Annotated in this window: 22 protein-coding genes; 16 read left to right on the top strand and 6 right to left on the bottom strand. The window is 62.4% G+C overall.

Features of this window, described 5'->3' with window-relative positions; translation table 11 throughout:
* Nucleotides 1–31 precede the first annotated feature (31 nt).
* Nucleotides 32–328 carry a succinate dehydrogenase assembly factor 2 gene (locus tag MIC97_RS00530; RefSeq protein WP_239798427.1) on the bottom strand — a complete coding sequence of 99 codons (297 nt, stop codon included), beginning with the start codon at nt 326–328 and terminating at the stop codon, nt 32–34.
* Nucleotides 329–576: 248 nt separating this feature from the next.
* Here MIC97_RS00530 and recG point away from each other — a divergent pair, with 248 nt between their 5' ends.
* Entirely contained in the window at nt 577–2,685 is a 2,109-nt protein-coding gene (gene recG / locus MIC97_RS00525) for an ATP-dependent DNA helicase RecG (protein WP_239800987.1), read from the top strand.
* On the opposite strand, the gene MIC97_RS00520 is transcribed toward recG, so the two are convergent.
* From MIC97_RS00520 to MIC97_RS00505, 4 genes are all read right to left on the bottom strand, one after another.
* Nucleotides 2,637–3,383 carry a DUF502 domain-containing protein gene (locus MIC97_RS00520; protein ID WP_239798426.1) on the bottom strand — a complete coding sequence of 249 codons (747 nt, stop codon included), beginning with the start codon at nt 3,381–3,383 and terminating at the stop codon, nt 2,637–2,639. The genes recG and MIC97_RS00520 overlap by 49 nt on opposite strands.
* 85 nt (nt 3,384–3,468) lie before the next feature.
* The gene (gene glmS, locus MIC97_RS00515; protein ID WP_239798425.1) at nt 3,469–5,295 is read right to left on the bottom strand and encodes a glutamine--fructose-6-phosphate transaminase (isomerizing); all 1,827 of its coding nucleotides are present in this window, start codon (nt 5,293–5,295) and stop codon (nt 3,469–3,471) included.
* Between the two features lie 109 nt (nt 5,296–5,404).
* Nucleotides 5,405–6,757 (bottom strand): bifunctional UDP-N-acetylglucosamine diphosphorylase/glucosamine-1-phosphate N-acetyltransferase GlmU, encoded by a 1,353-nt coding sequence (gene glmU / locus MIC97_RS00510; protein WP_239798424.1) that lies wholly within the window; start codon nt 6,755–6,757, stop codon nt 5,405–5,407.
* A gap of 125 nt (nt 6,758–6,882) precedes the next feature.
* Nucleotides 6,883–7,629 carry a cytochrome c biogenesis CcdA family protein gene (locus tag MIC97_RS00505; protein WP_183828977.1) on the bottom strand — a complete coding sequence of 249 codons (747 nt, stop codon included), beginning with the start codon at nt 7,627–7,629 and terminating at the stop codon, nt 6,883–6,885.
* 193 nt (nt 7,630–7,822) lie between these two features.
* On the opposite strand from MIC97_RS00505, the gene MIC97_RS00500 reads away from it, so the two are divergent.
* Nucleotides 7,823–8,218, top strand: coding sequence for a hypothetical protein (locus MIC97_RS00500; RefSeq protein ID WP_239798423.1), 396 nt, complete (start codon nt 7,823–7,825; stop codon nt 8,216–8,218).
* Nucleotides 8,219–8,357: 139 nt separating this feature from the next.
* Here the strand turns inward: MIC97_RS00500 and MIC97_RS00495 are convergent, their stop codons facing one another.
* Nucleotides 8,358–8,561: a hypothetical protein gene (locus MIC97_RS00495; RefSeq protein WP_239798422.1), complete on the bottom strand. Its 204-nt coding sequence runs from the start codon at nt 8,559–8,561 to the stop codon at nt 8,358–8,360.
* 290 nt (nt 8,562–8,851) lie between these two features.
* Between MIC97_RS00495 and topA the strand changes: the two genes are divergently transcribed.
* The 14 genes from topA (at nt 8,852) to radA (ending at nt 24,847) form a co-directional block, all read left to right on the top strand.
* Nucleotides 8,852–11,479 (top strand): type I DNA topoisomerase, encoded by a 2,628-nt coding sequence (gene topA, locus MIC97_RS00490; protein ID WP_239798421.1) that lies wholly within the window; start codon nt 8,852–8,854, stop codon nt 11,477–11,479.
* Nucleotides 11,480–11,483: 4 nt separating this feature from the next.
* Nucleotides 11,484–13,784 (top strand): ribonuclease R, encoded by a 2,301-nt coding sequence (gene rnr / locus MIC97_RS00485; protein WP_239798420.1) that lies wholly within the window; start codon nt 11,484–11,486, stop codon nt 13,782–13,784.
* A 1-nt stretch (nt 13,785) separates the two neighbouring features.
* Nucleotides 13,786–14,235 (top strand): DUF983 domain-containing protein, encoded by a 450-nt coding sequence (locus MIC97_RS00480; protein ID WP_183828968.1) that lies wholly within the window; start codon nt 13,786–13,788, stop codon nt 14,233–14,235.
* 91 nt (nt 14,236–14,326) lie between these two features.
* The gene (locus MIC97_RS00475; RefSeq protein WP_239798419.1) at nt 14,327–15,067 is read left to right on the top strand and encodes an NUDIX hydrolase; all 741 of its coding nucleotides are present in this window, start codon (nt 14,327–14,329) and stop codon (nt 15,065–15,067) included.
* 82 nt (nt 15,068–15,149) lie between these two features.
* The gene (locus tag MIC97_RS00470) at nt 15,150–16,334 is read left to right on the top strand and encodes an MFS transporter (RefSeq protein WP_183828962.1); all 1,185 of its coding nucleotides are present in this window, start codon (nt 15,150–15,152) and stop codon (nt 16,332–16,334) included.
* Nucleotides 16,335–16,663: 329 nt separating this feature from the next.
* A complete protein-coding gene (locus tag MIC97_RS25200) occupies nt 16,664–16,942 on the top strand; it encodes a hypothetical protein (RefSeq protein ID WP_345773526.1) in 279 nt (92 codons plus the stop codon).
* A 285-nt stretch (nt 16,943–17,227) separates the two neighbouring features.
* The gene (gene rpsF / locus MIC97_RS00460; RefSeq protein WP_183828957.1) at nt 17,228–17,683 is read left to right on the top strand and encodes a 30S ribosomal protein S6; all 456 of its coding nucleotides are present in this window, start codon (nt 17,228–17,230) and stop codon (nt 17,681–17,683) included.
* 3 nt (nt 17,684–17,686) lie between these two features.
* Nucleotides 17,687–17,935: a 30S ribosomal protein S18 gene (gene rpsR, locus MIC97_RS00455; RefSeq protein ID WP_035025637.1), complete on the top strand. Its 249-nt coding sequence runs from the start codon at nt 17,687–17,689 to the stop codon at nt 17,933–17,935.
* Nucleotides 17,936–18,151: 216 nt separating this feature from the next.
* Nucleotides 18,152–18,736: a 50S ribosomal protein L9 gene (gene rplI / locus MIC97_RS00450; protein ID WP_183828954.1), complete on the top strand. Its 585-nt coding sequence runs from the start codon at nt 18,152–18,154 to the stop codon at nt 18,734–18,736.
* Nucleotides 18,737–18,964: 228 nt separating this feature from the next.
* Nucleotides 18,965–20,266, top strand: a complete 1,302-nt coding sequence (locus MIC97_RS00445; RefSeq protein ID WP_239798417.1) for a cyclopropane-fatty-acyl-phospholipid synthase family protein — start codon at nt 18,965–18,967, stop codon at nt 20,264–20,266.
* A 91-nt stretch (nt 20,267–20,357) separates the two neighbouring features.
* Nucleotides 20,358–20,681 (top strand): YnfA family protein, encoded by a 324-nt coding sequence (locus tag MIC97_RS00440; protein ID WP_239798416.1) that lies wholly within the window; start codon nt 20,358–20,360, stop codon nt 20,679–20,681.
* A gap of 2 nt (nt 20,682–20,683) precedes the next feature.
* Nucleotides 20,684–21,655: a small ribosomal subunit Rsm22 family protein gene (locus MIC97_RS00435; protein ID WP_239798415.1), complete on the top strand. Its 972-nt coding sequence runs from the start codon at nt 20,684–20,686 to the stop codon at nt 21,653–21,655.
* A 217-nt stretch (nt 21,656–21,872) separates the two neighbouring features.
* On the top strand, nt 21,873–23,363 hold the full coding sequence (locus MIC97_RS00430; protein WP_239798414.1) for a replicative DNA helicase: 1,491 nt from the start codon (nt 21,873–21,875) through the stop codon (nt 23,361–23,363).
* Between the two features lie 65 nt (nt 23,364–23,428).
* The gene (gene radA / locus MIC97_RS00425) at nt 23,429–24,847 is read left to right on the top strand and encodes a DNA repair protein RadA (RefSeq protein WP_183828939.1); all 1,419 of its coding nucleotides are present in this window, start codon (nt 23,429–23,431) and stop codon (nt 24,845–24,847) included.
* Nucleotides 24,848–24,853 lie beyond the last annotated feature (6 nt).

Below are 24,853 nucleotides of genomic sequence, written 5' to 3'. Positions count from 1 at the left end.
GAATGGTTGCGGCGTGCGGAACTCAGATAGTTCAGACGGTCAGGGACGCAACCCTGCCGCGCCATTCCAGAACACGCTCCAGCAAGGGCAGATCGATACCGGTCGGGATCTGCGTCTGGCCGGTGATCCATGGCAGCAGCTCGGTATCGTTGATTTCCAGCAGCCGCTCGAACTGGTCGAGTTCGTCTTCGCTCATTCGTTCGATTTCCTCATCGGCGAAGCTGCCGAGGATCAGATCCATCTCGCGCATGCCGCGATGCCAGGAGCGAAACAGCAGCTTGCGACGGCGGGTATCCAGTCCTTCGCTTGTTCTCGTCGTTCCGGTCATGGCAGCTCACTCCCTACAGGGACCTGCGATAAGCCCCCGAACAATTCCTATCCGGGGGCTCATATCGCAAACTCATACCAAACAAACAAGGTTTCGACCCACATGCTGATGTGCCGTACTGACATGACAGCATGACTGCTTAGAAGAAACCAGACTGTACAAAACATACAAGGAATAGTTCAAATGAAATCATTATCTTAATCGCTTTTTTGGGTTGCCTTAATCCGGACTGCGGATAGACCTTGGCCATGCGCCCTTCCCTGCTCGATCCACTGTTTGCGCCCATCACGTCGCTGGCTGGCGTCGGCCCCAAGGTGGCGGCGCTGATCGAACGCGTGCTGCCGGTCGATCCCGGCGACCGTGAAGCACGCGCCGCCGATCTGCTGTTTGTGTTGCCGAACTCGGTGATTGACCGGCGCAGCCGGCCGGGCATCGCCAATGCGGCTCCCGGCGCTATCGTCACGCTTGATCTCACCGTCGACGGACACCAGCCGCCGCCACGCGGCAACCGTTCGGTTCCCTACCGGGTGTTCGCGCATGACGACACCAGTGACATCACCCTGACCTTCTTCCACGCCCATGCCGCTTATCTGGAAAAGCAGCTGCCGGAAGGCGCGCAGGTGATCGTTTCCGGGCGCATGGAGTGGTTCAACGGCCGCCCCTCCATGGTGCATCCCGATCACATCGCGCTGGCGGAGGATGCTGCCGGCCTGCCGCTGGTCGAGCCGGTCTATCCACTCACCGCCGGTCTGTCGGGCAAGGTGCTGCGCCGTGCCATCGGGCAGGCGCTGGAGCGCGTGCCGGCAATGCCGGAATGGCAGGACGCCGCGTTCCTGCGCCGCCAGTCCTTCCCCGGCTTCGACGCAGCGCTGGAGCGTATCCACAACCCGGACTCGCCCATAGACGCCGCCCCCGACAGCGCCGCTTGGCGCAGGCTCGCCTATGACGAGTTTCTGGCCGGGCAAGTTTCTCTCGCACTTGTGCGGGCGCGGGTCCGTAAGCTCTCGGGCCGCCCCCTCACCGGCGACGGGCGGTTGGTGCAGGCATTGCGGGCCGCCCTGCCCTATGCGCTTACCGGCGCGCAGGAAGCCGCACTTGCCGAAATCCATGCCGATCTGGCCGAGCCCGAGCGCATGCTGCGCCTGCTTCAGGGCGACGTGGGCTCCGGCAAGACTGTCGTCGCGCTGCTGGCCATGGCGCGCGCCGTCGAGGCCGGCGGACAGGCGGCGCTGATGGCGCCGACGGAAATCCTCGCGCGCCAGCATTTCGCCACCATCGCGCCGCTGGCAGAACGCGTCGGGCTGAAGGTCGCCGTGCTGACCGGCCGCGAAAAGGGCCGCGAGCGCAGGGAGGTGCTTGAAGGACTGGCCGATGGCGGCATCAACATGGTCATCGGCACCCATGCGCTGTTTCAGGAGAGCGTGAGCTTCAACAACCTCGTGCTGGCCGTGGTCGATGAGCAGCACCGTTTCGGCGTGCATCAGCGGCTGGCGATGACGGCCAAGGGCGATGCGCCCGACATGCTGGTGATGACGGCGACGCCCATTCCGCGCACGCTGGTGCTGACCGCCTTCGGCGACATGGACGTCTCGCGTCTCACCGAGAAACCGGCAGGCCGCCAGCCGATCCGCACCGTGACCCTCCCGCTGGAGCGGCTTTCGGAGCTGGTCGGGCGCATCCGCGATGCGGTCGCGGAGGGCCAGAAAGTCTACTGGATCTGCCCGTTGGTCGAGGAATCGGAAGAGGTGAAGCTGATGTCGGCGGAAGACCGCTTCGCTTCCCTTCAGCCCGTCTTCGGCGACCGTGTCGGTCTGGTCCACGGCCGCATGAAGGGCGCGGAAAAGGACGAGGCGATGCGCGCCTTCAAGGATGGCGAAACGCGGGTTCTGATCGCCACCACGGTGATCGAAGTCGGCGTCGACGTGCCGGATGCCACCATCATCGTCATCGAGCATGCCGAGCGCTTCGGCCTTGCCCAGCTTCACCAGTTGCGCGGGCGCGTGGGGCGCGGCTCGAAGCCTTCTTCCTGCGTGCTGCTCTACAAGGACCCGCTGGGGGAAACGGCCAAGCGCCGGCTTTCGGTGATGCGCGAGACCGAGGATGGCTTCCTCATTGCCGAGGAAGACCTGAAACTGCGCGGCGAAGGCGAATTGCTCGGCACCCGCCAGTCGGGCACGCCCGGATTCCGGATCGCGCGGATCGACACCCATGCCGACCTGCTCGAAGCCGCGCGCGACGATGCTCGGCTGATCCTCGCCACAGATCCCGAATTGCAGACCCCGCGCGGCGAAGCTCTCAGGCTTCTGCTTTATGTGTTCGGCAAGGACGAGGCGGTGCGCTTGCTGCGCGCCGGCTGAACCTCTTCCAGCTTCGGATTGGCGATTGTGACGGCTTCCGCCTCGGGGCCGCGCTTGCGCTTCACCTTTGGCGCGACGAGACCGGCCGAAACGATCAGGCGCGCGCCCTCCTCTATGGTCATGTCCAGCATGACGATCTCGGACTTGCGCACATACATCAGGAAGCCGGTGGTCGGGTTGGGCGTGCAGGGCATGAAAACCCCGATCAGCGGATCGCCCTCGACATCGAGCTTCTCGTTGATCTCGGTTTCCTTCTCACCGGACAGGAACACCAGCGACCACACGTCCTTGCGCGGATATTCGACCATGCCGACATGCTTGAACATGTCGCCGTGATTGGACAGCACCGTTTCGAAAATCTGCTTCAGCGAGCGATAGATGCCGCGCACCAGCGGCATACGGCCAAGCAGCCGCTCGCCGAAATTGACGATAGCACGGCCGACGATGTTGGCGGCAAGAAAGCCGATCAGCGTGATGAGCACCAGCGCCACGATGAGCCCGAAACCGGGCACCGCGAAGGGCAGATAGGTGTCGGGGCTGTAGCGGGTCGGAATATAGGGCTTTACCCATGAATCGACCCAGCCCACGAACGACCATGTCAGATAGGCGGTGATCGCCAGCGGGGCGCAGACGATGAATCCGGTCAGGAAATAGTTCCTGAGCCGTGTCATTGCCGATGTTCTTATAATGTCCGACATGCTCACCCGCTTCGTTGCGCCGCAACATTAAGCGAGTGAAAGCTGCTTTGGAACACCGAACTTGCCGGCCAGCCGATGCAGAATCCTATTCCACCGTCACCGACTTGGCGAGGTTGCGCGGCTGGTCGACGTCGGTGCCCATGAACACGGCCGTGTAATAGGCCAGCAACTGGATCGGCACAGCATACACGATCGGCGAGATGATCTCCGGCACATCCGGCAGCACGATGGTCTCCATCGTTTCCACGGTGGCGTTGGCCGCGCCTTTTGCGTCGGTGATGAGGATGATCTTGCCGCCCCGCGCGGCGACCTCCTGCATGTTGGAGACCGTCTTTTCGAAGATGCGGTCATGCGGCGCGATCACCACCACCGGCATCTTTTCGTCGATGAGGGCGATGGGGCCGTGCTTCAGTTCGCCGGCCGCGTAGCCCTCGGCATGGATGTAGGAGATTTCCTTGAGCTTCAGCGCTCCTTCCATGGCCAGCGGGAAATTGGTGTCGCGGCCGAGATAGAGCACATGCTTGTAGTGGGACAGTTCGCGCGCCAGCTTCTCGATCTGGTGCTCGACCTTCTGGAGAACCTGATTGGTATAGCGCGGCGTTTCCGAAAGCGCGCGCACCAGCGCCTTTTCCTCCTCGGCCGAGACCTTGCCGCGATCAGCAGCGGCGCGGACGGCCAGTGAGGCCAGCACCGAAAGCTGGCAGGTGAAGGCCTTGGTGGAGGCGACACCGATCTCCGGGCCGGCCAGCGTCGGCAGCACCACGTCCGATTCGCGTGCGATGGTCGATTCCCGCACGTTGACAACGGCGCCGATGCTCATGCCGGCCTTGCGGCAGTAGCGCAGCGAGGCCAGCGTATCGGCGGTTTCGCCTGACTGGGAAATGAAGAGCGCCGCATCGCGCGCCGACAGCGGCATTTCGCGGTAGCGGAACTCCGAGGCGATATCGATATCCACCGGCAGCCGCGCATAGCGCTCGAACCAGTATTTACCGACGAGACCGGCAAGATAGGCCGTGCCGCAGGCCGAGATGGCAAGCCTGTCGATGGCGTTGAAGTCGAACGGCAGATCGAGATCCCTGGCGGTGCCGTTGGCGAAATCGAGATAATGCGCCAGCGTGTGCGAGATCACTTCCGGCTGCTCATGGATTTCCTTTTCCATGAAATGGCGGTGATTGCCCTTGTCCACCAGATAGGCAGCGCCCATCGACTGCTGGCGGCGGCGCTCAACCGGCTGGCCGTCGATGTCGAAGATGGACACGCCGCCATGACGCACCACCGCCCAGTCGCCATCCTCCAGATAGGTGATGGAATTGGTGAACGGGGCCAGTGCGATGGCGTCGGACCCAAGGAACATCTCACCATCGCCATGGCCGACGGCCAGCGGCGGGCCGTTGCGGGCGCCGACCACCAGATCCTCATCGTTCCTGAACATGATGGCCAGTGCAAAGGCACCCTGTAGCCGCTTGACGGCAGCATGGGCAGCCTCGACGGGCTCGGCACCGCGCTTCAGCTCGCGCGCGACCAGATGCGCCACCACTTCCGTGTCGGTCTGCGAGGTGAACTCGTAGCCATCTGCGGCAAGTTCATCGCGCAGTTCAGCGAAATTCTCGATGATGCCGTTGTGGACCACCGCGACGTCGCCGGAAAAATGGGGATGGGCATTGGTCTCGTTGGGAACGCCATGCGTTGCCCAGCGGGTGTGGCCGATGCCGATGGTTCCGTCCAGCGGCTCATTCTTCAGGCGGTTTTCCAGATTGACGAGCTTGCCCTCGGCACGGCGGCGCGCCAGCGCACCGCGCTCGATCGTGGCAACACCTGCCGAATCGTAGCCGCGATATTCAAGACGCTTCAGCGCATCCACGATCAGCGGAGCCACCGGCGTTTTACCCACGATTGCAACTATGCCGCACATATATGCCTTGTCCCTGATCCTGATGGCGCCGGCTGCCTTCTAGAGACGACCGGTGCAGACGGAAAATCAAATTGCATTGCGCCGCGTAGCAAGATGCAGGCAGCGTTCATCACTTCTTCTTTGCCGCATCGGCCCGGCGCTCGCGCAGAGCGCGCGCCTTTTCCGGCAGCGTCTTCTGGCGGGCCCGGCCAAAGGCCAGCGCATCGTCGGGCACGCTTTCGGTGATGACCGAACCGGAAGCCACATAAGCGCCATTGCCGATGGAAACAGGAGCGACCAGCGAGGAATTGGAGCCGATGAAGGCGCCTTCGCCAATCTCGGTGAAGAATTTCGAATAGCCGTCATAGTTGCAGGTTATGGTTCCCGCACCAATATTGGCGCCCGCGCCGATATGCGCATCGCCTATATAAGTAAGGTGGTTCACCTTCGCACCCTTTTCCACGACGGCTTTCTTGACCTCGCAGAAATTGCCGACCTTGGCTTTTTCCTTCAGATCGGTGCCGGGGCGCAGGCGGGCAAACGGGCCGACCTCAGCACCGGAAGCAACCTTCGCGCCCTCCAGATGGCTGAAGGCGCGGATGGTGGCCCCCGACGCGACATGGACACCCGGCCCGAACCAGACATTGGGCTCCACCAGCGCATCGGCCTCGATCAGCGTGTCATGCGAGAAGAAAACCGTATCCGGCGCGATCAGGGTCACGCCTGCAAGCATGGTTTCGCGGCGACGATGTTTCTGCCAGATGGCTTCTGCTTCCGCCAGTTCAGCACGGTTGTTGATGCCGAGCGCGTTTTCAAAGCTCGCTTCGGTGGCAACCACAGGAAGCCCCCGGCCTCCGGCGATCTCCACAATGTCGGTGAGATAGTATTCGCCCTTGGAATTGGCGTTGCCGACACCATCCAGAAGGTCGAGCGCATGGCGGCCGGAAATGGCCATCAGCCCGCTGTTGCAGAAGGTGATGCGGCGCTCCTCCTCGCTGGCGTCCTTTTCTTCACGGATGGCGAGCAGCTTGCCCTCGCTTTCAATGAGACGACCGTAACCGGTCGGATTTTCGGTGCGGAAGCCAAGAACGACGACGGCGGCTCCATCGGCCAGCCGCTGGCGGGCGGTGGCAAGAGCCGTGGCATCGATGAGCGGCGTATCGCCGAACATCACCAGCACATCGTCATGGCCGCGCTCTATCGCCTTGCGGGCGGCCAGCACCGCATGGGCGGTGCCGAGACGTTCGGTTTGCTCGAAGATTTCGGCTTCCGGCGCAAAGCTTTCGGCCGCAGAGCGCACCTTCTCGCCGCCGTGCCCGACAACCAGCGCCAGATTTCCGGCACCGGCACTCTGCGCGGCCTTCGCCACATGCGCGACCAGCGGCAGGCCGGCGATTCTGTGAAGCACCTTTGGCAAGGTGCTCTTCATGCGCGTTCCCTCGCCGGCTGCGAGGATGATCGAGAGGCAGGTTCGCTGGTTCATCTGGAACAACCGCATGCTGATTGCAGAAACGAGACTGTGGAACGCTGGTGAAGCGCTGATGCCAATGCATTCGGGTCAAGTATTGGCTACAGAGCGCGACACTTAAAGCATCGCCCCTGCAAATATCAACCCAGCCTGCCCAGAACAGGAAAGGTTTCCAGCAGCCAGAACGCCAGCGTCTGCACACCGCCGGTAAGGAAGAAGATGCCCGCGATCACCAGCAGCGCGCCGATGACCTTCTCGACCCTGCCGAGATGCACCCTGAAGCGCCCTAGAAAGCGCATGAAGGCGCCCGAGAACATCGCTGCAATGAGGAAGGGGATGCCAAGGCCGAGCGAATAGGCGGCCAGCAGCAAGGCGCCCTCGCCCACCGTGTCGCGTCCCCCGGCAAGGGTGAGGATCGGCCCCAGCACCGGACCGATGCACGGTGTCCATCCGAAGGCGAACGCCAGCCCCATTACATAGGCGGCAATGGCGCTGGCGGGCTTGCCCTGGCTCTGAAAGCGCGCCTCGCGCGACAACAGCGGAATGCGGATAAGGCCGAGGAAGTTCAGGCCCATGATGATGATCAGCACGCCGGCGGCCATGGCCAGCGGCTCCTGCCACACCCTGAGCAGGCGGCCGATCGTCGAAGCGCCGGCCCCAAGGGCGACGAAGACGGTTGAAAAGCCCAGCACGAAAGCAAGCGATGCCGCCAGCAAGGGCGCACGCGCACCAGCTTTGGCAGCCACGGCCTGATCGCCGCGGAAATCGTCGACCGAAACGCCGGCCATGTAGCACAGATAGGGTGGCACGAGCGGCAGGACACATGGCGAGAGAAAAGACAGCGCACCGGCCCCGACCGCGCTCACATATCCGATGTCCAGTGCCATATCCTGCATTCCCGCGATTTCGCCGCCCTATAGCGGCCGGCTGCCCGCTCCTCCAATCACCATTTCGTGGTTAGGTACCGGAAGGCCGGCCGGAACAAAGCAGTTTACCTCCACGTTGGTAAAGATGGGTGCGACCCAATCCCGCATCCACTTCTATCTCATAGCGAAACTATTGGCTCAGGGAGGATTTGCCATGACGACGCAGGCATTCGCACGATCACTCGCATTCACGCTGGCCATTTTGTTTTCCGGAACGGCTGTATCCCTCTCAGCGGAAGCCTGGAAGGAGGCCGAAGCCGGCGGCGCAAAGATATATACGGACGCCCACGGCATGACGCTTTACACCTACGACAAGGATAACAACGGCGTATCGAACTGCTACGATGCGTGCGCAACCAGTTGGCCGCCGCTTCCGGCAGCCGCGGATGCACAGCCGCAGGGCGACTGGACTATTGTGGAACGCACCGACGGGTCGCGAATGTGGGCCTATGAAGGCAAGCCTGTCTACACCTTCGCAAGGGACCAGAAGCCCGGCGACACGACCGGCGACGGCGTGAACGACGTCTGGCACATTGTGAAGGCAGACTGAAATCCGGAGGCGCACGACATCGCGCCGGGTGAAGTGACCGAGTGAACAGGGCCGACTACGCCAGTGCCCGCACGCCGTTCCTGCGGTCGCTTGTGCGATGGGACTCGTTCACCGCGGCCGGCTGCGTGATGCACGCAGCCTACAGGGCATCCGTGCGTCTGGCCTGATGCACATTTGCAGGGCGTTCGCCACGTATAATGTCGCTCGCCTCCAGATACGCCATCTCGATAAGATAAGTCAGCATGTCACAGCGTTCAGCTTCTGCCATGGCGCGAAGTTGACCAAGCATGGATTGCAGATAATCGAGGGTTTCGGTCCGTCGCCTGCTGTACATGTTGGCCATCGAAAATCACACTCCTCCCCGCCGAATGAACCACGCGGTCTCGTTCGGGGGCCCCATGAGTAATCCGGTACCCAGTCCGGGTTGCCAAGATGTTCCAATCTTATGTCACCTATATTAAAAAGTGCAATACAAATTTACAATCACGCATAGGTTGCATAACATTAAAGCCCAGGTTTTTGCCCTGCCCCTTGACCCGGCGCGAAAGCACGGCCATTTGACGGTACCTGAAGATTTTCCCGTCGCGGTCACAGGAAACATTCCCCGCCGCAGACCCAGCATACACGGTAAATATGGACGTCGTCGTCGTCGAGTCGCCCGCAAAGGCGAAGACAATCAACAAATATCTTGGTCGCAACTATAAGGTTCTGGCTTCCTTTGGCCATGTCCGCGACCTTCCCGCCAAGGACGGATCGGTTCGCCCGGACGAGGACTTCGCCATGTCCTGGACGGTGGACGGGGCGTCCGCCAAGCGCCTCGCCGACATTGCCAAGGCGGTCAAGGACGCCGATGGCCTGATCCTCGCAACCGACCCGGATCGCGAGGGCGAAGCCATTTCCTGGCATGTGCTCGATGTTCTGCGGGCGAAAAAGGTGCTGAAGGACAAGCCGGTCAGCCGGGTGGTCTTCAACGCCATCACCAAGCAGTCCGTGCTCGATGCCATGGCCAATCCCCGCCAGATCGATACGCCGCTGGTGGACGCCTATCTGGCACGCCGCGCACTCGACTATCTGGTCGGCTTCACGCTCTCTCCCGTGCTGTGGCGCAAGCTGCCCGGTGCCCGTTCGGCCGGCCGCGTCCAGTCGGTGGCGCTGCGGCTCGTTTGCGACCGCGAAGCCGAGATCGAGCGATTCGTACGCGAGGAATACTGGAATATCGCGGCCACTCTCGACACGCCGCGCAAGGACAGCTTCGAGGCACGTCTGACTGCCTATGAAGGCAAGAAGCTGCAGAAGCTCGACATCAAGAACAAAAGCCAGGCCGACAGCATCAAGGCGATGCTGGAAGGCGCGCGTTTCAACGCTGTTTCGGTGGAAGCCAAGCCGACAAAGCGCAACCCTGCCCCACCCTTCACCACGTCGACGCTGCAGCAGGCGGCGTCCTCGCGCCTTGGCTTTTCCGCCAACCGCACCATGCAGGTCGCGCAGCGTCTATATGAAGGCATGGACATAGGCGGCGAAACGGCCGGTCTCATTACCTATATGAGAACCGACGGCGTGCAGATGGCCCCCGAGGCGATCTCGGCCGCCCGCGCCGCCATTGGCAAGGAATTCGGCGACAGGTACCTGCCGGAAAAGCCGCGCTATTACACAACCAAGGCCAAGAACGCGCAGGAAGCGCACGAGGCGATCCGCCCGACCGACTTCTTCCGCACACCGGCCTCCGTGCGCCAATATCTGGATGCGGATCAGGCCCGCCTTTACGAGCTGGTCTGGAAGCGCGCCATCGCCAGCCAGATGAATCCGGCCGAGATCGAGCGCACCACCGTCGAGATCGAGGCGGTCAACGGTGCGAAGACCGCCGGTCTTCGTGCTGTCGGTTCCGTCATCCGCTTCGACGGCTTCATCGCGGCCTACACCGATCAGAAGGAAGAGGATTCGGAAGACGAGGACAATCGCCGTCTGCCCGAAATCCGCTCCGGCGAGGAACTGGCGCGCGAGGCGATCAACGCCACGCAGCACTCGACCGAGCCGCCGCCGCGCTATTCGGAAGCAGCGCTCATCAAGAAGCTGGAAGAGCTCGGCATCGGCCGCCCTTCCACCTATGCGGCCACGCTGAAGACGCTGGAAGACCGCGAATATGTCACCATCGACAAGCGCCGGCTGATCCCGCATTCCAAGGGCCGCATCGTCACTGCCTTCCTTGAAAGCTTCTTCGACAAATATGTCGAATACGACTTCACGGCCTCGCTGGAAGAGAAGCTGGACGAGATTTCCGACGGAAAGCTCGAGTGGAAGGATGTTCTGCGCGACTTCTGGAACGATTTTTCGGCCTCGGTCGACGACATCAAGGAACTGCGCGTTTCGGATGTCATCGACGCGCTCAACGACGATCTCGCCCCGTTGCTGTTCCCGGCGCGCGAGGACGGATCGGACCCGCGCATCTGCCCGAAATGCGGAACCGGCAACCTCTCGCTGAAGCTCGGCAGATATGGCGCGTTCGTCGGCTGCTCGAACTATCCCGAATGCGGCTATACGCGCCAGTTCGGTGAAAATGGCGAAGGCGACGCTGATGCCGGCGGCATGGAGAACGGCAACAAGGTTTTGGGCACTGATCCCGAGACGCAGGAAGAAGTCACCCTGCGCACCGGCCGTTTCGGTCCCTATGTACAGCGCGGCGACGGCAAGGAAGCCAAGCGCTCCAGCCTGCCAAAGGGTTGGTCGGCTCCGTCGATCGACCTTGAGAAGGCTCTGGCGCTGCTGGCACTGCCGCGCGAGGTCGGCAACCATCCCGAGACCGGAAAGATGATCTCGGCGGGTCTGGGACGCTATGGCCCGTTCATTCTGCATGACGGCACCTACGCCAATGTGGACTCCATCGAGGACGTGTTCACCATCGGCCTCAACCGCGCCGTCACGGTTCTGGCGGAAAAGCAGTCCAAGGGACGTGGCGCACGCGGCGGTGCCGCGGCTGCCGCCCTCAAGGAACTGGGCGACCACCCCGACGGCGGCGGCAAGATCACGGTTCGCGACGGCCGTTACGGGCCCTATGTGAACTTCGGCAAGATCAATGCCACCCTGCCCAAGGGCAAGGACCCTCAGGCGATCACGCTGGAAGAAGCGCTTGTGCTGATCGCTGAAAAGGAAGCCAAGGGGGGTGGGGCGAAGAAACCGGCCCGCAAGGCGGCGGCACCGAAGAAGCCTGCGGCGGCAAAGAAGACTACGGCGGCGAAAAAAACCGCAGCAAAGAAGAAGGAATAGAAGCTTGGCGCGAGGGATCTCCGGAAGAAACCACGGCGATCCCCGCGCCGGTGACACGCGGCGCGGGACAAAGGACCAGTATCGCCCCTCGCGTGACGAAGTCCTTCGCTACGTCGCCGAGAACCCCGACCGTTCCGGCAAGCGCGAGATCGCAAAGGCGTTTGCCCTGCGTGGCGACGACCGCGTATGGCTGAAGGATATGCTGCGCGACCTCGAAGACGAAGGGCTTCTGGAGAAGAAGCGCAAGCGACTGTCGCGCCCCGGCAACCTTCCCACCATCGCCGTTCTCGACATCTTCGCACGCGATGAAGATGGTGGCCTTCTGGCCCGACCGGCCGAGCAGGACGAAAACGGGAATTCTCCCACGGTGGCCATAAAGCCGCCGCGCGGCGGGCCGGCTCCCGGCATCGGCGACCGTGTGCTGGCCAAGACCTTCTCCACCGGCAAGGAGGAAGGCCCGGCCTATACCGCGCGGATCATCAAGATATTCGAGAAACGCGCGCAGGCCGTGCTCGGCATCTTCCGCACGCTTTCCGACGGTACGTTCCGCATCGAGCCGGTCGAACGGCGCCAGCCGGAACTCATTGTCGACAAGGAATTCCGCAACGGCGCCAGCAATGGCGATCTGGTTGAGGTCGAGCCTTCACGCACGCCGCGCTATGGCCTGCCCAAGGCGAAGGTCATCTCCGTTCTGGGCTCGCCGCTGAACGAGAAGGCGGTCTCGATGATCGCCATCCACGCCCATGACATTCCCCATATCTTCCCGGCAGACGTGCTGGCTGAAACGCAGGCGCTGCAGGAGGTGCGGACCGAAGGCCGCGAAGACTGGCGCACCCTCCCGCTCGTCACCATCGATCCGGCCGACGCCAAGGACCATGACGATGCGGTTTTCGCCGAACCTGACAGCGACGAGAAGAACCCCGGCGGGGTGATCGTCACCGTGGCGATCGCCGATGTGGCGGCCTATGTGACGCCGGGCTCCGCGCTCGACCGCGAGGCCCTGAAGCGCGGCAATTCGGTCTATTTCCCGGATCGGGTCGTGCCCATGCTGCCCGAGCGCATCTCCAACGACCTGTGCTCGCTGCGTGAGGGCGAGGAGCGACCTGCAATGGCGGTTCGCATGACCTTTTCGGCCGAAGGCCGCAAGGTGCGCCATTCCTTCCATCGCGTGATGATGAAATCGGCGGCGAAGCTCGCCTATCCGCAGGCTCAGGCGGCCATTGACGGCACGCCGGATGACAAGACCGGGCCGCTGCTCGACACGGTGCTGAAACCGCTCTGGGAAGCCTATGCGGTGCTGAAACGCGGCCGCGAACATCGCCAGCCGCTCGAACTCGACCTGCCGGAGCGCAAGATCATCCTCAAGGAAGACGGCACCGTCGACCGCGTGATCGTGCCGGAGCGCCTCGACGCTCACAAGCTGATCGAGGAGTTCATGATCCAGGCCAATGTGTCCGCGGCGGAAACGCTTGAGGGCAAAAAGCAGCCGCTGATCTACCGCACCCATGACGGGCCCTCGCTCGCCAAGCAGGAGGCGCTGCGCGAATTCCTGCAAAGCATCGGACTGTCACTGGCGCGCGGTGCGCAGATGCGCCCCTCCCAGTTCAACGGGCTTCTGGAGCAGGTGCGCGGGACCGACAACGACGCGCTGGTCAACGAAGTCGTGCTGCGCACGCAAAGCCAGGCCATATACACGCAGGACAATATCGGCCATTTCGGCCTCAACCTGAAACGATACGCGCATTTCACCTCTCCGATCCGCCGCTATGCCGATCTGATCGTGCATCGTGCGCTGATCGGCTCGCTTGGGCTTGGACAGGGCGGGCTCACCCGTGACGAGGAGTCGCAGCTTGCCGAGATCGCGGCCCTCATCTCCACCGCAGAGCGGCGGGCCATGGCGGCGGAGCGCGAAACCGTGGATCGCCTGATTGCGGCGCATCTGGCGGAACATATCAACGAGAGTTTTCAGGCCCGCATTTCGGGCGTCACGAAAGCGGGACTTTTTGTCCAGTTGCCGCAATTTGGCGCAGATGGTTTCATCCCGGTGTCGTCCCTGGGAGGGGATTACTATATATACGACGAAACGGCACGATCGCTGTTTGGAGAACGAAGCGGCAAAGGTTATCAGCTCGCGGACAATGTTGAGGTCCGTCTCGTCGATGTAGCGCCAATGGCCGGAGCCATGCGCTTCGAGATGTTGAGCGAACCCAAGCCTCTGTCAGGCTCCACCCGGTCGTATCACAAGGCGAAAGGCCGTATCCGCGCCCTGAAAAACAGATCAGGTTCGCGCGGCAGGAGACGATGACATGACGACAGGCAGCACCGAACAGCAGGTTTTCGGCGGCGACAGCAAGCCGCAACGGCCGACACGGCCGGTTGGCGAGGCAATGAAGCGGGGTTTTCTTGGCCGATGCCCCGCCTGCGGCGAAGGCAAGCTTTTTCGCGCTTATGTGAAATCGGTCGACACATGCTCGGTCTGCGGCGAGGAAATCAGCCATCACCGGGCAGACGACCTTCCGGCCTATCTCGATATCGTGGTGGTCGGCCATATCGTCATCGCCGGCTTCATGGCGGTTGAAATGCGCTATGTGTGGCCGATGTGGGCGCATTTCGCCGTCTGGGCGCCGCTCACCCTGATCCTCGCCCTGTTGTTCCTGCAGCCGATCAAGGGCGCGGTCATCGGGCTGCAATGGGCGTTTTACATGCATGGCTTCGGCGATGAGCCGGACCAGCTTGAGCCGCATCCGGAACATTAGGGCCTTCGGTCCGTCAGGTCCGTCGACTGGTGCAATGGCAAATGCGAAAACGGCTCTTTCGTAATGGGCGGCTTTCGACTAGGTGCGTTGCATGCAGGGCATGAGCAAAGCTGAAGTCGACAAGGTGGAAGGTGCCGAGATGGAAACGAAGGCGCCTCTCCTGCGCCCGCGTGACGCGGCCACCCTTCTTCTTCTCGACCGGCAGGGCGGAGAATTCCGCGTGCTGATGGGCAGGCGCCACTCCAGCCACGTCTTCATGCCGGGGAAGTTCGTCTTCCCGGGCGGACGCACCGATCCCAGCGACGGCCGCGTCGTTGTCGCCGACGGACTGCATCCCGAGGAAGAAGCCAAGCTGACAGTTCGCGCAAGCCGCACCACGCCGACGCGCGCACGCGCCATCGCCTTGTCGGCGATTCGCGAGACTTACGAGGAAGCCGGGCTGCTGATCGGCAACAAGGGTTCGTTCTCCACGTCACGCCCGGACTGGCAAGGCTTTGCCGAACACGGTGTCATGCCCTCTCTCACCGGGCTTCGCTTTGTGGCGCGCGCCATCACACCGCCCGGAAGGGTCCGCCGTTTCGATACGCGCTTTCTGGCTGCCTTTCGCGATGACGTGGCCGTGGAGCTTCCGCAAGGCGGACCGACCAACGAACTGGAAGAACTGGTCTGGCTGTCGCTCGACGAAGCGCGCGCGGCGGATGTGCCGGCCATCACCCGCACGATTCTGGGAGAGGTGCAGCAAAGGCTGGCCGGAGACCCGCGACTGAGCCCCGGCGGACCCGTGCCTTTCTACCGAATGCTCAACAATCGCTTCGTGCGCGATCTGCTTTGACCGGGGTGCCTGCGTTGCCGTTTCACTGCTTTCCTCTCCTGTCCGGATGCAGCCCGCTGCCTGCATGCAGGATGATCCTGCAATGACCGCACAGGTGGAAACCCGCGACGACGAGCGGGTGCAATGGCTTCCAATGATCGCCGCGATCTCGGCAATCAGCGTTGTCGGCATCGCCATCGGCCTTGGAATGCCGCTTCTGTCGGTCATTCTGGAAACGAGAGGCTATTCGGCCTCGATGATCGGGCTTAACACGGCGATCGCCGGCATCGCCTCCATTGCAGCGGCGCCGCTGGCCACACCGCTTGCCGCCCGATTCGGCGTGGCCTGGACGATGCTCGCCATGATCACCACTGGCGCGCTTGCCTTCACCGGCTTCTATTTCGTGCCCTATTTCTGGATGTGGTTTCCGCTGCGCGCGCTGCTGCACCTTTCGCTCACCGTGCTTTTCATCCTTTCCGAATTCTGGATCAGCACTTCCGCCCCGCCGCACCGACGGGGTCTGGTGCTGGGCATCTACGCCACGGTGCTGTCCCTCGGCTTCGCCGCCGGTCCGTGGATTTTCTCCAAGCTCGGAAGCACCGGCTTCATGCCGTTCGGAACAACGGTGGCACTTGTCGCACTCGCCGCCATCCCGATCATTGCAGCGCGTAACGAAAGCCCCCCCATTCACCGTGATGGTGAGACGAAAACCGGTTTCCTGCGCTACATCTGGCTGGTGCCCACGGCCACTGCCGCGGTTCTGGTGTTCGGCGCGGTCGAAACAGGCGGCTTTGCCCTTTTCCCGGTTTACGGAAGCCGCATCGGCTACTCCGAAGCCGATGCGGCACTGCTCCTGACCATGATCGGCCTTGGCAACGTGCTTTTGCAGATCCCGATCGGCATGCTCAGCGACAAGGTGTCGGACCGTCGTTACCTGCTTTTGCTGTGCGCCAGCGTCGGCATGGTGGGAACGGCCTTCATGCCGCTGTTCGCGCAGAACTGGCACCTCATGGCGGGGCTGCTCTTCCTGTGGGGTGGCGTTGTCGCCGCGCTCTACACGGTGGGCCTCGCCCATCTGGGCTCGCAGCTTTCAGGCCATGAACTGGCATCCGCCAACGCCGCCTTCGTGCTGTGCTACGGCATCGGCATGGTGTTGGGGCCGCAGGCCATCGGTATCGGCATGGATCTGTTCGGCCCGCCCGGTTTCGGCTGGTCGCTCGCCCTGTTCTTCGGCGCCTATATGGTGCTGTCGATCGGCCGGCTGCTGTTCAGGATCCGTACCGGGTGACCACCCCGGATCTGCCTCCCCACGACGCATGGCAAGCGTGGAAACCTCATGAACTTGCGGAAAAACTCCGAAATGTGAAAGCCCCATGGTGCATAGCCGGGGGATGGGCGCTGGATCTGTGGCATGGCCGGCAGAGCCGGGACCATGAAGATATAGAGTTCACGATCATCCGCAGCGACTTGCCGCTTTTTCGCAGGGCGCTGTTCCCGTTGCAGTTATGCACCGCGTCAAGCGGAACCGTCGAGCTTCTGCCTGCGCATCGGGAGCCAGGGCCGGACGTGTTCCAGATATGGTGTCTGGACACAGCAGAACACTGCTGGCGCACCGACATGATGCTGGAACCGGGTGACGCTGACATGTGGGTCTGCCGGCGCGATGCCCGCATCAGCCGCCCGCGCAGTGAAGTTTTCGCAATCACCCCGGACGGCCTGCCTTACCTGAAGCCGTCAATCGTGCTGCTGTTCAAGGCAAAGCACATGCGGGCAAAGGATGAAACGGACTTTTCGGCAGCCCTGCCCCGGATGGACGCCTCCGAAAAGGAATGGCTGAAGCAGTGCCTCGATCTGGTTCATCCCGGACATCCATGGATCGGGGCTCTGCAAGGCTGACAAGGCTGATTTGACGGCATTTCATGCCTGATAACGAACGGCCGGGGTTGTGTTCGCGCCGTTTTGCTTTATAGACGCGCTCAATCTGCCGGTCCCGATTGGGGGCTGAACGGAGGGCCGCTGGTTCGTGAGAGCCATCGACAGGAAGCCTGAAGCGCTTCTGCCTCCCGTGTCTCCGCTCTCGACCGTCTCGTCCATGCTCCTTTCTTCCCCGTTTTCGGGTCAAGAGAAGTTGCAGAGGCTTAGCCGTCGGGAACCGGGAGAGAAACGAAGAAAGGCAAGACTATGGCTCTTTACGAACATGTGTTTCTTGCCCGGCAGGATCTGTCGCAGCAGCAGGTCGATGAGCTCGTTGAACGTTTCAAGGGCATCATCTCCGAAGGCGGCGGCTCGGTTGGCCGGGTTGAGAACTGGGGACTGAAGTCCCTCACCTACCGCATCAACAAGAACCGCAAGGCGTATTACACGCTGATGGACCTCACCTGCCCGCCCGCAGCTCTGAACGAGCTGGAGCGCCAGATGGGCCTGTCGGAAGACATCCTGCGCTTCATGACCATCAAGGTCGAGCAGCACGAGGAAGGCGCCTCCGCCATGATGCAGAAGCGCGAAGAGCGCTCCGAGCGCGGCAATTTCGGTGACCGTCCCCGCTTTGGCGACCGTGACCGTGGTGGTGATCGCGACCGTGGCGGTGATCGTGGCGACCGTGGCCCGCGTCGTCCCCGCGAAGGCGAAGGAGAGTAATCGATGGTCGACATCAACCAGATCCCGACCCGGCGTCCGTTCCATCGCCGCCGCAAGACCTGCCCGTTCTCCGGCGCCAATGCTCCGAAGATCGACTACAAGGACGTGCGTCTGCTGCAGCGCTACATTTCCGAGCGCGGCAAGATCGTGCCTTCGCGTATCACCGCCGTCAGCCAGAAGAAGCAGCGCGAACTCGCCAAGGCAATCAAGCGCGCCCGCTTCCTCGGCCTGCTGCCTTATCTGGTACGCTAAAAACGTTTGGAGCGGACGGTTCACCGTCCGCTCCTCTCATTCGTGACGGGCACGTTTGAGACGCATGAAAATCCCGGGTTGGGTCCGTTTCGGTCCCTAACTGCCTTGGACAGGCAGGACAGCGAACAAGGTGCCGAGCACCACCGGCTTTCCCTGACTGTCCCTGATTCAATCGGCCGTTCCCCGGCCCTGATCACACGTCTGAAAGGACAGCACATGGACGTCATCCTCCTCGAACGCATCGCGCGCCTCGGCCAGATGGGCGACACCGTCAAGGTCAAGGACGGTTTCGCACGCAACTTCCTTCTGCCGAAGGGCAAGGCCCTGCGCGCCAACGAAGCCAACAAGAAGAAGTTCGAAGCCCAGCGCGTCACGCTGGAAGCCCGCAACCTCGAGCGCAAGACCGAAGCCGAGGCCGTTGCCGAGAAGCTCGACGGCACCACCTTCATCGTCGTGCGCTCCGCCGGTGAAACCGGTCAGCTCTACGGTTCGGTTTCGACCCGCGACATCGCCGACTTCCTGGCTGACGAAGGCTTCAACGTCGCCCGCAACCAGGTCGAGCTCAACCATCCGATCAAGACCATCGGCCTGACCAACATCGCCATCGCGCTGCACCCGGAAGTCGAGGTCACGATCACGCTCAACATCGCGCGTTCGACCGACGAAGCCGAGCGTCAGTCCCGCGGCGAGCTCCTGACGACCGCCGAAGCCATCTATGGCGACGACATCAACGAAAACGCCCGTCCGGACAACTTCTTCGACCCGAATGAAGAGTTCGAAGAGGGCGAGGAAGAAGCGTAAGCTTCGCCTTCCAGCTCAATCTGGACCAAGAACCCGGGCTCTGCCCGGGTTTTTTTGTGCCACATTGGAACTTTTCAAACCGGAATCATTTCTGCAAGATTGCATATCAGTGCTGTCTTGGACCGTTCCATCGTTCCAGTGTAGCGATGAAGCCGTCCAACTCTTTGGCAAAGAGCGATCCCCCGCGCCAGTTTCCGGCCGCAGGATTCGCGCAGGAAGAGGCTGGCGATGAATATTCTTCTGCAACGCATAATCGACAAGATCGTCCACACCGGGACTCTGACGGTGACCGGACCCAACGGCGCAACCCGGACCTTCGGCGACGGAACGGGCACCAAGACCCATGTGGTCATCCACACCAGACGGGCAGAACGCGCTATCGCCCTGCATCCGTCACTTGCCATTCCGGAAGCCTTCATGGAGCAGGAACTCGACTTCGTCGAAGGCGACGTGCTGAGCTTCCTGCATCTGATCTACCAGAACATGGGCATCTCGTGGACCGATTCGAACTGGGGCAAGCTGCTCAACACCGCGCGTCTCGCCTTCCGGCCCTTGCAGCAATTCAACACGCATCGCCGCTCCAGGAAGAATGTCGAGCATCACTACGATCTTTCAGGCGAGCTCTACAAACTCTTCCTCGACGACGACATGCAGTATTCCTGCGCCTATTTCGAACGGCCGGACATGTCTCTCGAAGAGGCACAGCTCGCCAAGAAGCGGCACATCGCGGCCAAGCTGCGCATAAAGCCCGGCCAGACGGTGCTCGACATCGGTTGCGGCTGGGGAGGCCTCAGCCTCTATATCGCCAAAGCCTTCGAAACGGATGTGCTTGGCGTCACCCTGTCCCATGAGCAGCATCAGGTGGCCACGGAGCGGGCGCAGGCGGAGGGGCTCGACCGGCATGTGCATTTCGAAATCCGCGACTACCGCGATCTTTCGGAACGGTTCGACCGCATCGTGTCGGTCGGCATGTTCGAGCACGTCGGCATCACCCAGTACCAGACCTTCTTCGATAAATGCGCCACGCTGCTGAAACCTGACGGCGTGATGCTGCTGCACACGATCGGGCGCACGGCCCCGCCGACAACGACGAATGCCTTCATCCGCAAGCACATTTTCCCCGGAGGCTACATTCCCGCTCTGTCCGAGATCATGCCCGCGATCGAAAAGTCCGGACTGGCGATCACCGATGTTGAGATCCTGCGCCTGCACTATGCTGAGACACTCAAGCACTGGCGCGAGCGTTTCCTCGCCAATCGCGAAAAGGTGAAGGAAATCTACGACGAGCGCTTCTGCCGCATGTGGGAATTTTACCTTTCGGGCTCGGAAGCCTCGTTCCGCTGGCAGGATCTGGTCAATTTCCAGATCCAGCTCACCCGCAGGAACGATGCCCTGCCGATCACGCGCGATTACATGTCCAAGTGCGAAAAGGCGCTGGAAATGCACGAAAAGGCGCATAGCCCGGATGCACCAGCAAAGAAGCCGGCAGCAAAGCCAACGGCAAAACGCCGCGTTTCCGGCGGAAAATAACCCGGCCCCCTGCGCAGTCATCCTTTAGCGGGGTTGTAAAATGGAGGAATTGCGATGAATAGGGGCTGATACTCATCATCGGAATTCCTCCATGATCTATGTGATCTACGCCGCCGCCGCCCTTGCCGAGATCGCCGGCTGCTTCGCTTTCTGGGCGTGGTGGAAACTTGGCAAATCCGCGCTCTGGCTCGTTCCGGGAATCCTCTCGCTTGCCCTGTTTGCGTGGCTGCTCGCGCAGGTGGAAAGCGAAGCGGCAGGGCGCACCTATGCTGCCTATGGCGGCATCTACATCGCCGCTTCGCTCGGCTGGCTGTGGTTCGCGGAAGGTCTGCGGCCAGACAAATGGGATGTCGCGGGCGCACTCATCTGCCTTGCGGGCGCCTCGCTGATCCTGTTCGCGCCGCGCGGGGCCTGAGCGTGCAGCTGCCTTCACAACTCAGAGCTGCCGTCGATTCGTTTCTCGAAGACACGCCAATCGATGTGTTGAAACAGGCGGCGCGCCGGCTTTCCGAGCGCTACCGTGCGGAACTGCGTGACGGTCGCCTGCATATGTCGGAAGATCTTGCGGTGAAAGCCTATCTGGCGACCCGCTTGCCAGCCACCTATGCCGCCGTGTGGGCCAGCTTCGACGCCATCGCCGCGGCCCGTCCCAACTGGTCGCCCGCCTCGCTGCTGGACGTTGGCGCCGGCCCCGGAACCGCGCTTTGGGCGGCAGCCGACACTTGGCCGGATCTGAGCCATGCGACACTTGTGGAAGCCAGCGATCCCGCGCGGCGCATGGGTCAGAATCTCGCCGGCCACCTGCCCTTTCAAAGCGAGTGGAAAAGCGGTGACGCGACCCGGAACCTCAGCGATCTTGCACCCGCCGATCTTGTAACCTGCGCCTATGTTCTGGACGAACTCGAACCGGCTGCCCGTGTGTCTCTGGTCGACCAGCTCTGGAGGCTTGCAGCCGATACGCTGCTGATCGTCGAACCCGGCACTCCGGCCGGATGGCAGCGCATCCTCGCCTGCCGCGCGCAGCTGATCGAGGCCGGCGCACATGTTCTGGCCCCCTGCGTCCATGCCGCTCCGTGCCCGCTCACCTCGCCCGACTGGTGCCATTTTTCACGCCGCGTCGCGCGTTCGCGCATTCACCGCCTTGCCAAGGATGCGGAGGTTCCGTGGGAAGACGAGAAATTCGCCTATATTGCCGTTTCCCGTCACAGACCCGATGACGAATCACAGTCGATGCGCGTTCTTGCGCCGCAGAGGGCAGGCTCCGGAAAGGTCGAGCTGAAGCTGTGCTGCCCGGACGGCAGCGCCGCGACAAGGCTGTTCACCAAACGCAAAGGCGATACTTTCAAAAGAGCGAAGCGCGCCGACTGGGGCGATGCCCTTACCGACTGAGCGGCATGTTCTTGATACGTTCGGCGACGGCTGTTAAAATTTAGGCCTCTTACCTGAGTCAACCTGATTCTGCCGGAAATCCGCCTTTCGCCGGCCTCCCCTGTGGATGGCGCGTGCAGGCTGTGGATCACGGGCGTAGCGGACAGATTGTCGGGAAGAGATGGACTCAGGCGATCCTTCGTCTGCTAACCACAGGCATCGGCAACCCGAGGGAATCATGGCAGAGGCAGCACGCAAACTGGCTGCGGCGGACACGCCGCTCTATCGCGAGGCACCCAATAACATTGAGGCCGAGCAGGCTTTGCTTGGCGCCATGCTGGTCAACAACGACGCATTTTATCGCGTTTCGGATTTCCTGAAAGCGAACCACTTCTACGAACCCCTGCACCGCAAGATCTTCGAGGTCGCATCCGAACTCATCCGGATGGGCAAGATGGCCAACCCGGTGACGATGAAGACCTTCCTGCCCGCCGACGAGAAGGTGGGCGACATGACGGTGGTTCAGTACCTCGCCCGGCTGGCTGCGGAAGCGGTGACCGTCATCAACGCAGCAGATTATGGCCGCGCCATCTATGATCTGGCCACGCGCCGCGCACTGATCACCGTCGGCGAGGACATGGTCAACGTCGCTTATGACGCGCCGGTGGACATGTCGCCGTCCTCCCAGATCGAGGAGGCGGAACGACGCCTGTTCGAACTGGCCGAAACCGGCCGTTACGATGGTGGCTTCGAGGATTTCTCAACCGCCCTGAAGACGGCCATCGACATGGCCAGCGCCGCCTATATGCGAGATGGCGGGCTCTCCGGTGTCGCGACAGGACTGCGCGACCTCGACAAGCGCATGGGCGGCCTTCAGCAGTCCGACCTGATCGTGCTCGCCGGCCGCCCGGGTATGGGCAAGACCTCGCTTGTCACCAACATCGCCTTCAATATCGCCGATGCCTATCAGCCGGAGCAGCAGGCGGATGGCTCGTTCAAAGCCAAGAACGGTGGCGTGATCGGCTTCTTCTCCCTCGAAATGTCGGCCGAGCAGCTCGCGACGCGTATCATTTCCGAGCAGGCGGAAGTGCCCTCCTCCAAGATCCGCCGCGGTGATCTGACCGAGGCCGATTTCGACAAGCTGGTCAACTGCACCCAGACGCTGCAGCGCATTCCGCTGTTCATCGATTCCACCGGCGGCATTTCCATCGCTCAGCTTGCCGCACGCGCACGCCGGCTCAAGCGCCAGCGCGGCCTCGATGTCATCATCATCGACTATATTCAGCTGATGCAGGGTTCTTCCGCCAAGGCCAGCCAGAACCGTGTGCAGGAAGTGACGGAAATCACCACCGGCCTGAAGGCGCTGGCCAAGGAACTCAACGTTCCCATCATCGCGCTCTCACAGCTCTCGCGTCAGGTCGAAAACCGCGACGACAAGCGCCCGCAGCTTTCGGACCTGCGCGAATCGGGCTCGATCGAGCAGGACGCGGACGTTGTGATGTTCGTGTACCGTGAAGAATATTACCTGAAAAACCAGGAACCTAAGCTCGGCACCGAGGAATACATCAAGTGGGAAGGCGCCATGAACGAGGTGCGCGGCAAGGCGGAGGTGATCATCGCCAAGCAGCGTCACGGGCCGACGGGCACGGTTTCGCTGGGATTCGAAGGTCAGTTCACCCGCTTCTTCGATCTGGCGGAAGAAAGCCACCTGCCGGAGAGGTTCGAGTAGGATTTTGCTGCACGTTCTCCATCCGGCGGCCACGGGTTGCGGCCTCCTGAAAGGGAGTGCTCCGCATGGCTAAGGCGCCACGCACCCAATTCATCTGCCAGAATTGCGGCGCGGTGCACCAGCGCTGGGCCGGCAAATGCGATTCCTGCGGCGAATGGAACACGCTGATCGAGGAAGGTACGGCGGGCGGCATCGGCGCGGGACCTGCATCCCTGCGCAGCACGCGCAAGGGGCGCGCCGTCACCCTCACCTCGCTCGACGGCGACATCGAGGACGCACCGCGAATCGTTTCCGGCATCGGCGAGCTTGATCGCGCCACCGGCGGGGGCTTCGTGCGCGGTTCGGCCCTGCTGGTGGGCGGCGACCCCGGCATCGGGAAATCGACGTTGCTGACCCAGGCCGCGGCAGCACTCGCCAGCCAGGGACACCGCATCGTCTATGTATCGGGCGAAGAAGCCGTCGCCCAGATCCGGCTGCGCGCGCAAAGGCTTGGCGTCGCCAAAGCTCCCGTGGAGCTTGCCGCCGAGACCAATGTCGAGGACATTCTGGCCACCATCGCCGACGGCCGGAGACCGGATCTGGTGATCCTCGATTCGATCCAGACGCTGTGGACCGACCTTGCCGATTCCGCCCCCGGCACGGTCACGCAGGTGCGCGCTTCGGCGCAGGCGCTGATCCGCTACGCCAAGTCGACGGGGGCGGCCATCGTCATGGTCGGCCACGTCACCAAGGAAGGGCAGATCGCCGGCCCGCGCGTGGTCGAGCACATGGTGGACGGGGTGCTCTATTTCGAAGGCGAAGGCGGCCATCACTACCGCATCCTGCGCACGGTGAAGAACCGTTTCGGGCCGACCGACGAGATCGGCGTGTTCGAGATGTCCGACAAGGGCCTGCGCGAAGTGGCGAATCCCTCCGAACTGTTTCTTGGCGAGCGCCATGCCAAGGCGCCGGGTGCTGCCGTGTTTGCCGGCATGGAAGGAACGCGGCCGGTTCTGGTCGAGATCCAGGCGCTGGTCGCCCCCTCGCCGCTGGGAACGCCGCGCCGCGCCGTGATCGGCTGGGACAATGCGCGCCTGTCGATGGTGCTGGCCGTTCTGGAAGCGCATTGCGGCGTACGGTTCTCGCAGCACGATGTCTACCTCAATGTCGCGGGCGGCTACCGCATCTCGGAGCCGGCGGCGGACCTCGCCGTGGCGGCCGCTCTGGTTTCCTCCCTCACCGGTCTTGCCCTGCCGCCCGATTGCGTCTATTTCGGCGAAATCAGCCTTTCGGGAGCCATAAGGCCGGTTGCGCATGCGCAGCAGCGCCTCAAGGAAGCCGAAAAGCTGGGGTTCGCAAATGCCGTTCTGCCGCTGGCGAGATCCAGAGGCAGCGAGGAGGTTTCCGGCGGCATGGGAGACGGTTCGTTCCGGCCCGGCGAGCTTGCCGACCTCGTGGCACGCATAGCCGGCTCACGCCGCAGCCGTGCTGCGGACGATGAATGATACGGT

Origin of the sequence: Aquamicrobium sp. NLF2-7 (genome assembly GCF_022359935.1) — a bacterium.
GTDB classification, from domain to species: domain Bacteria; phylum Pseudomonadota; class Alphaproteobacteria; order Rhizobiales; family Rhizobiaceae; genus Mesorhizobium; species Mesorhizobium lusatiense.
Note: the sequence above shows the minus strand (reverse complement) of the source record. Positions and strands in the feature narration are given on the sequence as shown.

Excerpts from the sequence above, each read along its gene's own strand:
- MIC97_RS00530 (WP_239798427.1), bottom strand. The coding sequence starts at position 328 with ATGACCGGAACGACGAGAACAAGCGAAGGACTGGATACCCGCCGTCGC.
- recG (WP_239800987.1), top strand. The coding sequence starts at position 577 with ATGCGCCCTTCCCTGCTCGATCCACTGTTTGCGCCCATCACGTCGCTG.
- MIC97_RS00520 (WP_239798426.1), bottom strand. The coding sequence starts at position 3,383 with ATGTCGGACATTATAAGAACATCGGCAATGACACGGCTCAGGAACTAT.
- glmS (WP_239798425.1), bottom strand. The coding sequence starts at position 5,295 with ATGTGCGGCATAGTTGCAATCGTGGGTAAAACGCCGGTGGCTCCGCTG.
- glmU (WP_239798424.1), bottom strand. The coding sequence starts at position 6,757 with ATGAACCAGCGAACCTGCCTCTCGATCATCCTCGCAGCCGGCGAGGGA.
- MIC97_RS00505 (WP_183828977.1), bottom strand. The coding sequence starts at position 7,629 with ATGGCACTGGACATCGGATATGTGAGCGCGGTCGGGGCCGGTGCGCTG.
- MIC97_RS00500 (WP_239798423.1), top strand. The coding sequence starts at position 7,823 with ATGACGACGCAGGCATTCGCACGATCACTCGCATTCACGCTGGCCATT.
- MIC97_RS00495 (WP_239798422.1), bottom strand. The coding sequence starts at position 8,561 with ATGGCCAACATGTACAGCAGGCGACGGACCGAAACCCTCGATTATCTG.
- topA (WP_239798421.1), top strand. The coding sequence starts at position 8,852 with ATGGACGTCGTCGTCGTCGAGTCGCCCGCAAAGGCGAAGACAATCAAC.
- MIC97_RS00480 (WP_183828968.1), top strand. The coding sequence starts at position 13,786 with ATGACGACAGGCAGCACCGAACAGCAGGTTTTCGGCGGCGACAGCAAG.
- MIC97_RS00475 (WP_239798419.1), top strand. The coding sequence starts at position 14,327 with ATGCAGGGCATGAGCAAAGCTGAAGTCGACAAGGTGGAAGGTGCCGAG.
- MIC97_RS00470 (WP_183828962.1), top strand. The coding sequence starts at position 15,150 with ATGACCGCACAGGTGGAAACCCGCGACGACGAGCGGGTGCAATGGCTT.
- MIC97_RS25200 (WP_345773526.1), top strand. The coding sequence starts at position 16,664 with ATGATGCTGGAACCGGGTGACGCTGACATGTGGGTCTGCCGGCGCGAT.
- rpsF (WP_183828957.1), top strand. The coding sequence starts at position 17,228 with ATGGCTCTTTACGAACATGTGTTTCTTGCCCGGCAGGATCTGTCGCAG.
- rpsR (WP_035025637.1), top strand. The coding sequence starts at position 17,687 with ATGGTCGACATCAACCAGATCCCGACCCGGCGTCCGTTCCATCGCCGC.
- rplI (WP_183828954.1), top strand. The coding sequence starts at position 18,152 with ATGGACGTCATCCTCCTCGAACGCATCGCGCGCCTCGGCCAGATGGGC.
- MIC97_RS00445 (WP_239798417.1), top strand. The coding sequence starts at position 18,965 with ATGAATATTCTTCTGCAACGCATAATCGACAAGATCGTCCACACCGGG.
- MIC97_RS00440 (WP_239798416.1), top strand. The coding sequence starts at position 20,358 with ATGATCTATGTGATCTACGCCGCCGCCGCCCTTGCCGAGATCGCCGGC.
- MIC97_RS00430 (WP_239798414.1), top strand. The coding sequence starts at position 21,873 with ATGGCAGAGGCAGCACGCAAACTGGCTGCGGCGGACACGCCGCTCTAT.
- radA (WP_183828939.1), top strand. The coding sequence starts at position 23,429 with ATGGCTAAGGCGCCACGCACCCAATTCATCTGCCAGAATTGCGGCGCG.